General features: G+C 60.9%; 5 protein-coding genes. 2 read left to right on the top strand and 3 right to left on the bottom strand.

Going from position 1 to position 12127, the window contains the following annotated elements:
• Positions 1 to 267 precede the first annotated feature (267 nt).
• Positions 268 to 3663, bottom strand: a complete 3396-nt coding sequence (locus NKI85_RS32010) for an ATP-binding protein (protein WP_352780024.1) — start codon at positions 3661 to 3663, stop codon at positions 268 to 270.
• A gap of 327 nt (positions 3664 to 3990) precedes the next feature.
• On the opposite strand from NKI85_RS32010, the gene NKI85_RS32015 reads away from it, so the two are divergent.
• Positions 3991 to 5853: a UvrD-helicase domain-containing protein gene (locus NKI85_RS32015; RefSeq protein ID WP_352780025.1), complete on the top strand. Its 1863-nt coding sequence runs from the start codon at positions 3991 to 3993 to the stop codon at positions 5851 to 5853.
• Between the two features lie 35 nt (positions 5854 to 5888).
• Complete coding sequence (locus NKI85_RS32020; protein WP_352780027.1) at positions 5889 to 6950, top strand: 3'-5' exonuclease; 1062 nt, start codon at positions 5889 to 5891, stop codon at positions 6948 to 6950.
• 409 nt (positions 6951 to 7359) lie between these two features.
• On the opposite strand, the gene NKI85_RS32025 is transcribed toward NKI85_RS32020, so the two are convergent.
• Both NKI85_RS32025 and NKI85_RS32030 read right to left on the bottom strand, forming a co-directional pair.
• Positions 7360 to 10716 carry an AAA family ATPase gene (locus tag NKI85_RS32025; protein ID WP_352780028.1) on the bottom strand — a complete coding sequence of 1119 codons (3357 nt, stop codon included), beginning with the start codon at positions 10714 to 10716 and terminating at the stop codon, positions 7360 to 7362.
• A 513-nt stretch (positions 10717 to 11229) separates the two neighbouring features.
• On the bottom strand, positions 11230 to 11481 hold the full coding sequence (locus tag NKI85_RS32030) for a DUF6074 family protein (RefSeq protein WP_352531748.1): 252 nt from the start codon (positions 11479 to 11481) through the stop codon (positions 11230 to 11232).
• Positions 11482 to 12127: the final 646 nt, after the last annotated feature.

Genomic DNA, 12127 nt, shown 5'->3' on the forward strand with positions numbered 1-12127 from the left:
CCGCTCGTCAGCCGTTCCTGACTTTCGACCGGGTGCGGATGAACGTCTTCAACGGGTCAGATTTTCCCGTTCCTGAACCGGGAGGACGCGCCACAAACTGCCACTTGCTGGCCACGGCTGAACAGCCGAAGCCGGCCCCAAACGGGACCTTCGCCAAGGGCAAGCCAAATGAGCAACGTTGGCGCTCGGACTATGCGGTTGTCGGCGCACCCTCAGGTGAGCGCTTGCGATCTTTGCTCATACCCGAGAAGACTCCATAAATCTGCGTCACCGAACCCGGTGGATTGAAACTTCAGCGTCTAGCTCCAATGTTTGGAGAAGTGTCCTGGCGGCCTGTAGATCGGCTGTGTCGAAGTCCTCGATAAACCAAGATTGGACCGGCGAGAGGACTTCGAGGGCCTGAGCCCTATGTCCTCGCTCGGCGTGTAGCCGTGCAAGGCTTGTGGCGGCGCGGAGCTCCCACGACTTCGCCTTTTGAGCCCGCGCGATCTCAACCGCTCTGCAGAACTCGATCTCTGCTTCCTTGACTGCGCCCCTTTGCCAGAGCAAGTCGCCGCGGAGGCGGTGAAGCTCCACCTCGTACGCTTTCTCGCCGTACTGGTCGACGGCCCGGAGTGCCTTCGAGAGTACGTCCATCGCCTCCCCGACTTTACCTGCCGACGCAAGCGCCCAGGCGAGGTGGCCGAGATGGGCCGTCCAAAGGATCCGAAAGTTGATCTTGTCCATGCCGGACATCCCGGCACGCATCAGTTCGAGTCCGTTGTGGTGTTCTCCATGGCGCACTTGCGCCAGGCCGCAGTAGAATTGTCCCCATGAGATGTATGATCTGAGGTCGTGCTCCATGCAGAACTCGAGGGCCTCATCGGCGTCGGCGCCGCCTGGCCGCGGCCCCTCCTGGAAGAAACCCCAAAGCACAGAGCCAAAGCTGAGGGAGAACCCGGTTGTCATTCCATGGTTGATCGCTCTCGCCCATTCCAGCGAGCGCACCGCTGCTTCAGTTGCCCGGTCGGGATGGCCAAGCGACCACAGCACCAAAGCCAGGACCGAGAGGGCCCAGACGGCATGGTCCTGTGAGTAGCGAAGGTCCGTGACGTTGCCTGATCCTGGCGCATAGAGCCTGACTGCTCGCTCGAGATGCGGCACGGCCTCCTCTAAGGATCCTGTCAACCAAAGCGCGATTCCGTTCATGCGGCTTGCGAAGGCAGCAGCTTCGGGGTCGTCATCGCTTTGCGCCAGCGCGAGCGATTGCCTGGCAATCTCCAGCGCGGACACCCAGTCGCCACGGACCGCGGGCACGGTCCAAGCGCCATACAGCACTGCCATTTGTTGCTTTGCGGGGACGGTCTCGTCCAGGAGCGCGCGTGCGCGGTTGTAGACCTTCAAAGTCTCGTCAGCCGCGTGTCCTTTCAGAGCCCTCGTCGTCGAGCCGAGCGCCATTTGTAGTGGTAATTCGCGACGGTTGCGCTCTTTACTTTCCGGCAACGTAACGAGCTGGCGGATCGCTCGCTCGAGATGCGCGGCCGCTTCTGCATTTGCAGAGCGCTCAAGGGCACGCTCGCCACCCTTGCGCCAGTAATCTATCGCAGCGTCGTCGAGGCCTGCCTCTGCGAAGTGGTGGGCAAGAAGTTCGGGCTGTGAAGTTACGATTTCAGGGAAGCCTGCCTCGAGCACATGGCCGATTCTGGCGTGCAGATCCCGCCGCCGGGCGCGCAGGAGCGTGTTGTAGGCGGCGTCCTGCACAAGGGCATGCTTGAAGATGTAGCTGGCGTTCGGAGGCGTCCCGCGACGAAATACGAGGCCTGCCTCGGTGAGCTGGTCGAGTGCACCGGTCAGTTGAGCATCTGTACGGCGCGCAACTGCGGCAAGCAGTTCGTAGGAAAACTCGCGGCCGATCGCGGCGCCAATCTGCGCGATCTCTTTCACCGGAGCGAGGCGGTCGAGACGGGCCATGAGTGAAGCCTGCAGGCTGGCGGGAATCGCCAACGCCGGGAGCGGCTGATCGAGAACGAACTGTTCCTCCTCCTCTCGAAGCATCCCGCTCTCGACAAGCATGGAGGTCAGTTCCTCAGCGAACAGCGGTACTCCGTCGGTACGGTGAACGATGTGGCCCAGAATCTCAGGAGGCAATGGCTTGCCGCGTGTGACCCCTGCGATGAGTGCGCTCGTGTGGTGGGGCAGCAGCCTCGAGAGGGAGGTCGCTGAAACGGCAGGCTGGCCAATCCACGAGGGTTGAAACTCAGGCCGAAATGTCACGACGAGCAGGGCAGGAAGGCGAGCGATTTGCGACACCGCGCGATCGAGCACCTCAAGCGATGTCGCATCCGTCCAATGCGCATCCTCGAAGAGGACGAGCAGCGGTCGATCCCTTGTCAGCGCCTCGAACAGCCGAGGCCATAGCGAGAGCATCATCTCGCGCTTGCGCGGCGGATCGGCCGTGACCGGCGCGATGCTCTCATCGGCTATGCCGAGGAGGTCGGCCAGGAGGGAGAGCGTGTCAGGCGGTGCCGCGGGAAGGGCGCCGACCGAATTCTTCAGCTTATCGAGCCTGGCCGCCGGACGGTCATCCCGCGCAAAGTCTGCCCAACGCTCCAATTGCGCGATGAAGGGATACAGCATGCTGTCGCGGTGATGCGGTGAACAGAAGTAGCGCAAGGTCGTAAGCGGATCGTCGCCGACGTTATCCTGTATTGCAGCGATGAGGCGGGACTTGCCAATACCCGCTTCGCCGGAGACAAGCACGACCTGTCCTTCGCCGGCCTTGGCACGCTCCCAGCGGCGCCGCAATAGGCCGAGTTCCTCGTCGCGCCCTATCATTGGAGTGAGCCGCGTCGCGTGCAGTGCCTCGAAGCGACTGTTGATCGTGCTCAGCCCAGCCACTTCCCACGCCCGTACAGGGGTCGGAAGGCCCTTGACCTCAACAGCACCGAGATCACGCCACTCGAAAAGCTCGCCAACGAGCCTTCGCGTCGTATCGTCGCTCAGGACGCTTCCGGGCCTGGCCATTGCCTGGAGGCGGGCGGACAGGTTGGGCGTCTCACCCACCACCCCTCGCTCCTGTGCGCTGCCGTGGCCGATCAGATCGCCTACGACTACTATACCGGTTGCTATACCGACTCGCGCTGAGAGCCTAGTCTCTCGCCATTTAAGACGGCCGATCCGCTCCACGAGGGCGAGACCGGCCCGCAGTGCCCGTTCGGCATCTTCCTCGTGCGCGTGCGGATAGCCGAAATATACAAGAACGCCGTCGCCCATGTACTTGGCGACGAAACCGCCGAGTTTGGTGACTTCCTCAGTCACGGCGGCTTGGTAGTCGCCAATCACCTGGCGGAGATCCTCCGGATCGAGCTCCGCCGAAAGCGTCGTTGATCCGACCAGATCGCAAAACATGACTGTCAATTGGCGACGCTCAGCCACGTCGCCATCGGTGCCCTTACCCCGGTCGGGATTCTCCGACTGGGTGTAGTTGCCGCTCGAGACAGGTCTGTCCGCGAGCGTGGCCATCGCCGCAAGCAGCTTGCGACGATGGCCGACGAGGCTGACGCCGAGCTCCTTGAGATCTTCGGCAGTCAACTCGCGCAAGGTTTCAGCGTCGACCGCGTTGTCTTCAAAGGCAGCAGCGTATTGACCAAGTCCCAAGCTGCGCAGCCAGCTGCCAACATCCATGGGTCTCCCCCCATCGGAATCGTCACGGCAAGTTGTTTCAGTCTACCTCAATATGCTGCCGAGCGAGCGACAAAAACTCAGGATACTGCGGTCGTTTCGATCACGTCTTGAGCACTTGACAAAGCGCCGGGAGGATGGTCGCTGAAGTTGATCCTAACCGCCGGATTGAATGATCTAGTTGGGGTGATCGAACCATTTCGGAACGAGCGGTTTTTGACCCGCTGCGGACCTTCCTGAAACTCAATCGAAGGTCCACTTCGGGTCGAGGTCGTGTGAAAACGCGATTGCAGATTGCGTATGACGGGTGCTGTTTTGAGCGTGGCAGCGATGAGGCTGCTGGCGGGGCGTGGATCAGGCGGCGATTGCCGTCATCATCGCTACGTCAACGAACTTCTGGCCGAACGTGTGCCGGCCCCATTGCGGGAAGCTCTGCCCAATGGCCTCGACGCGGCTCAGCGGCACGCAATATCCGCCGCCGCTGCCAAACTCGAGGAACTTACGACCGCAACGATCCACGCCTTCTGCCAGACCATCATCTCAAGCTACGCGGTCGAGGCTGATATTGACCCAGGCGCGCAGATGCTGGATGCGGTCCAGGCCGCCGCTGCGTTTGACTCCGTATTCGAGCAATGGCTCAAACGGCGGCTCAACAGTCCGGAGCGGCCAAGCGATCCGATCGCAGTCTTGTCGCGCCAAGACCCCCGCCGCGTTGTCTCCACCCTTCAGGAACTGGCGCGCTTTCGTCTCAAGCATCGCGATGCGCGGGCGCTGCCTGCCGACTTCACCGGCCATCCGGACATCGATCTGGTCGAAGCGGTCGCGGATTTCCGGCGCTGGATAGTCGCTCAACCCGTCGAGCCCAAAACGCTCGAGCTGCTGGGCGAGCTCGAGACGCTGGCAAACTTTTACGCCGGCAGCTTTGAGACGCCGCCCGATTTTCCCCGGCTCTGGGCGCTCGCCCATCCGATTCGAGTTTCCTGCATGCGGAAGAACACATTCGATCTAATCAGGCCAAGACGGAAATCGGCCTGGGAGAAGGTCGCCGGCAAGAATCTGGGCGACCAGCTCAACGAGGAAGCTGGCCAACACTTCGACCGGGTCGACCACTGCTACCGAGTGGTGCTCGGCCGCATCGCCACGGCACTTGTTGCAAGTCTGTCCGATGAACTCGACGAGGTGCTTGACGACTACGCCGCGTTTAAACGCGCGGCCGCCGTCCTCGATTTCGACGATCTTCTGGAACGGGCGCAGGCTCTGGTCGGCGACCATGATGCCGTGCGCCGTGCTCTCGGGATCCGCTACCGCCATATCTTCGTGGACGAGTTCCAAGACACCGATCCCATCCAGTCAGAAATCCTATTTCTGATCGCCGCCGAAGACCGCGCGCCGCACTGGCAGGACAGCGTCTTGAAGCCTGGGGCGCTCTTCATGGTCGGCGACCCGAAACAGGCTATCTATCGGTTCCGCGGCGCGGATGTCGGATCTTATGCGCAGGCGCGTGCCGCAATCGAACGGCGGTGGCCGGACAACATCATTCAGATCACCGCGAATTTCCGCTCCCGACCGGACATTCTCACCCATGTTAACCGCTGTTTCGAGACGCCATTTTCTGGCGTCGGGCAACCTGGCTATGTGGCGCTCACGGCGACCATAGATCCCCCTACCCACGACCTTCCGTGTGCAGCCAGGATCACCGTCGACGTGCCGCCCAATTCGCGGTCAGAGCACATCCGCGATGCCGAGGCAGAGGTCGTCGCTGAACTCTGCATGCGGCTCATCGGCAATCTGCACGTTCGCGACGACGACGGCTTGATGGTTCCGCTCACCGCCGGCGGAATAGCCCTGCTTGCGCCGACAGGCACCGAACTCTGGCGCTTTGAACGCGCGCTGGAACAGCGCGGCCTGCCGATCGCGTCCCAAGCGGGCAAGGGCCTGTTCCGACGTCAGGAAGTGCAGGATATGCTCGCCTTGGCTCGTGTGCTCGCCGACGCCGGCGACACCTTGGCCTTCGGCGCACTGATGCGCGGCCCGCTAGTCGGCCTGACTGACGAGGAGCTCCTCGATGTCACGGCGTCGCTCCCCCAAGATCCCGATCGCCCAAACGCCATCCCGCGCTTCTCGCTGCTGACGGACCCAGTGACGTCACGCATCCGATCGCGCGGCGGACGCTTTCGGTCCTGCGGGACTTGAGAGCGAGAGCGCGAACGACGACACCGGCGTTGCTTTTGGCCGAGGCTGCCGAGCGGCTAGCCATTCGACCCATTCTCGCCGCGCGCGAAGGCGATCGCAGCGCCCGCGCGGCTGCGAACGTCGAAGCGTTCCTCGAAAGGGCGCGGCCTTACGGCGTCACAGGCCTCAAGCGGTTCGTCCGTGACATCACCAAGGATTGGAAGCAGGGAGTTGCGGCGAGCGAGGGTCGGGTCGATGCAGAAGGCGATGCCATTGAAATCATCACCATTCACAGCGCGAAAGGGCTGGAATGGCCGGTGGTGATCCCGATCAACACAGCCACCTTGCTCCGCTCGCGCGAGCCGTTCGTGCATCGCGCATCGGATAATACGCTGCACTGGGTCATAGGCGACGTCGTCCCGCCCGATCTTCTGCTGGCGCTTGCGTCGGATGATGAAAGCCTTGCCCGCGAACGCGAGCGCCTCTGGTATGTCGCGTGCACTCGGGCTCGCGAACTCCTCATCGTTCCTGAGCTACCGCAGGCGGAGCAGAGGTCCTGGGCGCGAATTGTCCACCTGGCCCACCATGACCTACCGCTGCTGGATCTTTCGCGTTTTGCGCCGGCGGCACGCCCTGTGGTGGCTGATCCGCCAAACGGACAGACGCTGGAGATTTTCGAGGCGGAGCGCGCGGCCATCGCCGCCGCTTCAGTCCCGCTCAGATGGCTTCAGCCGAGCAACCAGGATCCCGATCGCATGCCTGTGACCGAGGCGATCGTGATCGATTCTGGCGAGGCGCCGGAGACGGAGCTGCCAATCGGCGCAGGACGTGTCCGAGGACTCGTCTTGCATAAGGTGATGGAGGAGGTCCTGACTGGCGAACTTGGTGAAGACCTTGCCGGGTTCGCCGATCGCGCCCGGGAGCTTATCGCAGAACTGGTGATCGATCGCGAAGACGAGGCCGGTCTTCCCGAACCCGACGAAATCGCCTCGACCGCCTGGCGAACCCTGGATCTTCCGGAGATCGCCGCCCTGCGACCGCGTCTCGTCCCAGAATGGCCGATCTACGCCTTGCTCGCCGATGCAAGCGAACCCACAGCGCTTGCCGGACGGATTTGATGCCGTCGCATTAGACGACGGTCGCGCCGCGGTCGTTCTCGACTGGAAAAGCGACATCGCGCCGACGCAGGAGGACATGCGAATTCACGCAGGTCAACTCGAGGACTACCTGCGAACAACCGGGGCTCGCCGCGGCGCGTTGGTCTATATGACCCTCGGCACTGTGCGATGGGTGCAGCCTGGTGACCGCGCCGATTGAAACGCATGATGTCGAATTCACGCATTTGACCCGAAGCGGACACTCATGGGTGGGCAAGCATCAGCCGCTCTGCCCCACAACCAGACCTCGCGAGCAGATCTCCGGACAATCGCCCAGGCGGTCGAATTCGGTTTTGACCTTAGATGGCAGCTTAGCTCGGCCCGCTCGTCGGCCCAGGACCTGCTAGTTAGCCTATCGATGTGCGGTGACCTAGAGAATAGCAGCAGCTTCGCGGATGACCGAGGTTTCTAAGCCTTCAGCGATCTCGCTAATCCGAAGCTGACTCCGCCATTCAGCTCGGAGCTCCTGGCCCGAACCTTTTGAGAGCTTGACCAACTCGGTTGCAGCACGAACCGCCAACCAACGCGCGCCCTGGCTTATCGCAGTATCACAGGCTTTGGTTAGGACTTCCATCCCTCGGGTCACATCCACCTTGGCGACCAAGCAACCCTGAATACGTTCGACTTCAGCCTGCGCCCATCTCTCGTCGGTCTTGTCCATCGCCTCGACAGCATTCTCGATCGCCATGAGACCCTCATCGATCCATCGATGCTGGAGGCAAATGTCCGCCATCGACGAATAGAAGTGTGGCAAGTGCAGCTCCGAGCCAGTCGAGCGCCATCGGTTAATGCCATCTCGCAGCATTCTGAGCCCTTCGTCGGGCAGGTCGCTGCCGATGGCCCAGCCGAGCAGAGTGCGAGCACCGCCGGACCAGGATGCCAGTCTGCGGTCGTCAGCTAAAATGAGCATCCGTTCAGCGATCGCACGGCACTCGGCCGGCTCATTGCGGAGACGTCGGGCAAGAGCGAGGTTCATGAGGATAAATGCCAGATTGAGCGGATGATCGAGCCGCTCCGCGGATTCAACGCTTGACGCGCAATTGGCGAGCCCGGTATCGACCCGCCCTCCCAAGACCTGCGCGATGCCTAGATAGCTGCGACAAATCGAGGGGGCGTCCTCTCCATATCTTACGACATCGAAATCCCTATCGGAGGTCGCCCAGGCGTTGATTCCAGCCTCGGCTTCCCGTGCAGCATCCCCAATGGCGCCGAGATAGAAATAGGACGTGGCGAGCGCCCGATGTGCCAACGTCGTTTCCTCAACGTTTTCTCCGCCCGAGGTTTCGGCAAGGAGTTGCTTGGCCAGGTTTCGACTCCGGTGAAGGTCAGGCCGGTCAAGGTAGAAGTTCCAAAGGGAGCGCCGGACAAAAAAGAGGTTGGAGCTGAGGCCCGTGGATATACAAAGCTCTTCGGCGCGAAGAAAGTTCGCTTCAACCTTCTCCGACGCATATCCAGCCGACGCGTTCAGCGGGACGCCCATTTCAATCCGGATTCCGAGTTCAAGCTCATTTGCATCGCCCGAGTGAGTGACCTCTTCTAAAGCGTCCAGGGCGCTCGTGAAATGCGCGACTGCCTCCGCATTGGCAGATCGCGCGGCGGCGGCGCGCCCAGCTTGGAGGAAGCATTCAGCTGCCTCGCGATACCGCCTTGCCGCTATTAGGTGATGTGCAACCAGCTCCGGTTCGACCGTCAACTCCAAGCCGAGTTTGTCCGCCAGCCTGCTGTGTATGTCCTGGCGCACCGACTTCAACATGCTGTGATAGGCAGCATCGCGAACGAGCGCGTGCTTGAACGTATATCGTGCGTCCGACCCCCTTCCGCGGCGGAAGACGAGCTCGGCATCCACAAGCTTATCGAGTGCCTCTTCCAACTCGACAGCGCTGAGCCGCGTGACCGATCCAAGGAGGTCCTGGCGGAATTCGCGGCCGATGCATGCCGCCATTTGCGCAACTTCCTTGACCGGCTGCAATCGGTCGAGGCGAGCCATCAGCGAATCGTGCAGCGTTAGCGGAATGTCGAGATCTGCCGACCTGGCATGGTCTTCCTCGAAGACGGCGACGCGATCGAATTGGTGGGTTTCGAGAACACTCTTTGTCAGCTCTTCGATGAACAGCGGCACACCATCAGTCGTGGCGATAATCTTGTTTACAATGGTGGGTGGTAATCGAATATCGCCAGCGAGCTTCTCGATAAAAGCCGTGGTCTGTTCACGGCCAAGGCGATTAAGCGCCAATTTGGTCACTATGGGATGTCCGCCAAAACCGTGTTCGAAGCTGGGTCTTGTGGTCACCATCATCATGACCCGAGCGTTCTGAATCCGGTCGACGCATTGATCCAACAATTCGAGCGTTGTCGCATCAATCCAGTGGATGTCCTCGATCACGAACAGCAAAGGCCGCCTTGCTGCAGCGCCAAGGATGTCATCCACTAATCCGTCAAGCGTGCGCGCTCGCAGTTGCTGCGGATTTAGGCCCGCCAGAGCATCGCTCTCGTAGCATTTAAGATCGATCAGGGAGGCAAATATGGGCAGCAACGGATTCGCTAGGCCTTTGGTGCGCTGGAGCTTTCTGAGCTTCTCCCCATCGTCGTCGGCTTCTTCAATACCGATAGCGCGGCGAAGGTGCTGAACAGCAGGATAGAGCGGCGAGCCGGAGTAGTATGGGGAGCACTGATAGCTCACCCGCGCAGGGTTCTCTTGAGAGACTGTGTCTATCAAGGCACGGGTGATGCGAGATTTGCCGATGCCTGCCTCGCCGCTAAGCAGGACGAGCTGTCCTTCACCTCTCTTCGCTTGCCCCCAACGTTCAAGAGCGAGGCCGAGTTCGAGGTCTCTTCCGATCATGAGTTGAGGCGCGCTCGAGAGGCGCGCGTCATAGCGTATCTCGACGGCCCGTTCCCCAACCACCACAAACGGTGAGACAGGGACTGAAATTCCCTTCAGTTCTAGCGGACCCAGGCTCTCGACCGCGAATACTCCGCCGAGCAACTTTCTCGTGCTCTCGGAGACCACAACACACCCCGGCTGGGCCAGGGCCTGTAGCCGGGCGGCGAGATTGGGGGTTTCGCCAACAACGGCTTCTTCTCGTGCGGACCCCGTTCCGATAACGTCTCCGACGACACACAGTCCCGTGGCAATGCCCGCTCTGGCTGCGAGCGGCACTTGCGCGGGAGTACGCAAGTTAGCGACAGCTGTCACTATGGAGCGTCCAGAGCGGACTGCCCGCTCGGCATCCTCCTCGTGGGCGTGTGGCCAGCCGAAGTAGCAAAGGACGCCGTCGCCCATGTATTTGGCGACATAGCCGTCATAGCGGGCGACCTCTGCGGCGACCAACGATTGATACGCGATTATGACGGAGCGTAAATCCTCGGGATCGAGCGTCGACGCTAGGGCGGTCGATCCCGTGAGGTCGACGAACATGACCGTGAGGTGCCGCCTTTCGGCCTCATTCGCTTCGCGCTTTGGCGCTGCACCGTGGTGAGCATTCCGCTTAGCCTCTTCGCTCGCCGGGAGTGGTTGGTCCGCCTGATGCGAGAGCTCAGCGATGGCGGTCAGGATCTTTTTCCGGTGACCAACAGATTTTACGCCAAGCTCCCTAAGGTCATCGTCGGAGAGCTTAGGTAGAATTGCCGGATCAATGTCGTTGTCAATGAATGCGTCGGCATACTGCTCAAGGCCCAAGCCTTGCAGCCATGAAGCGATCTTCTTGCCGCCCTGCTGATGATCCATCGAGACAGTCAAACGCAGATACTCAAATTGTCAATCCGACCGCCTAAGAATGCGTCGCCCTTTGTGGTCAGGCGCGGACGAGCTTCGTCCGCGCTGCACCAAAATGCTCACAATCCGATTGCCCGGGCTAACGTCAGCTCCTGGCGCGTTGTGCCGGTTCGGAACCGGGTGGACCTGGGAGAGGATCGTCAATCAACCTTGGGTCTGTTACATAAGAGTGCAGTGTGGAACTCAACGGCGGCTCATTGGTTTTGCGGGTTCAGCTCGTGGAAAAGGTCCGTCGGCCTTCCATGAATGCGGATTTCCGCATCGCCTACCTCGATTTGGTCGATGACCGCCGGACAGGCGAGGCGGACCGTATCTCGCCCGAGAGCACATTCGCGCGCATAATTTCGACGAACGCGGTGATCTTTTCATCCGCACTGAGAAACCTTGCATTTGACGGATACAGTGGTGCTACGCTTGCGGAGCCCCCGGGGTGTCTCCACGCGGAGATATCGTAGTGAGCCGATGCTATTGCGCAAGTTTCGCTGCACTCCGGGTGGCTATATCGCCCAAGACAGCATGAAGAAGTGTTCCAACTTCCTGTTCCGCGAGCCCGGGTGCAATTCCTGATTCGGACAGTTGAACGAGAATTGTCTTGGCGGTACTGCGCCAGAAGGCATTCGCGTCCTCCCCGTTCTTGGATTCCAGGACTCGCGCGATACCTTCGACCAACTTCCGCCGCCGATGCAGCGGAAACGCGCTTATGTTTGAATCACACATCGTTCACCTCATCCTTCAGTCCCGCGAATAAGCATTGGCGGGCTAAAAAATTTGGTTAACAGCGCTTTTTGACAGTGGTCAGCAATGGAATAAAGCGTCCGCTAGGCTGGGTGGACGGTGCCGCGAACAGCCACTGGACGCGGCGGCATGGGCGAGTTTGAGTTCCTGTTCAAGAAGTCCGTCGAAAATGATAGGCGGCGGGGGGATCGCGCAGGGAACGATGCGGTACAGCCGATCAGGCCATCTTAGGGCAGGCAGGCTCTAGCGCCGGCAGTGGTGGAATTCACTCACCGAGGCTGAGCGCGCGGATTCGGCACTGCCCGCCGCGCCTTGGGCAGCATATAAACGTCAAGGGCGGCTCGATCTACAACCTGCTGAGGGAATCCACTAAACCGCCAGTGACTTCCGCCGTGATCGCAGCTGTAAAATTCAAACGACCGGATTCGGACCTCAATGGGCCTTCCGCCAGAGAAATTGAAGGCTAACCCCTGACCCCTAGCCGAGGTACGTCTGCCGCGAGGTGGAGGGCAGCTTTGCGCCGCATGCACGAACCCGCTTCGCGGGAGTGTCGCCTGGTTCTGAGATGGCGCGGTATTCATAGGCCTTGAGCGGGTAGAGCCCGCGATCCGACCATGGAGTTCCCTTC

The sequence above is a fragment of the Mesorhizobium sp. M0571 genome, assembly GCF_040320985.1.
Taxonomy (GTDB): Bacteria; Pseudomonadota; Alphaproteobacteria; order Rhizobiales; family Rhizobiaceae; genus Mesorhizobium.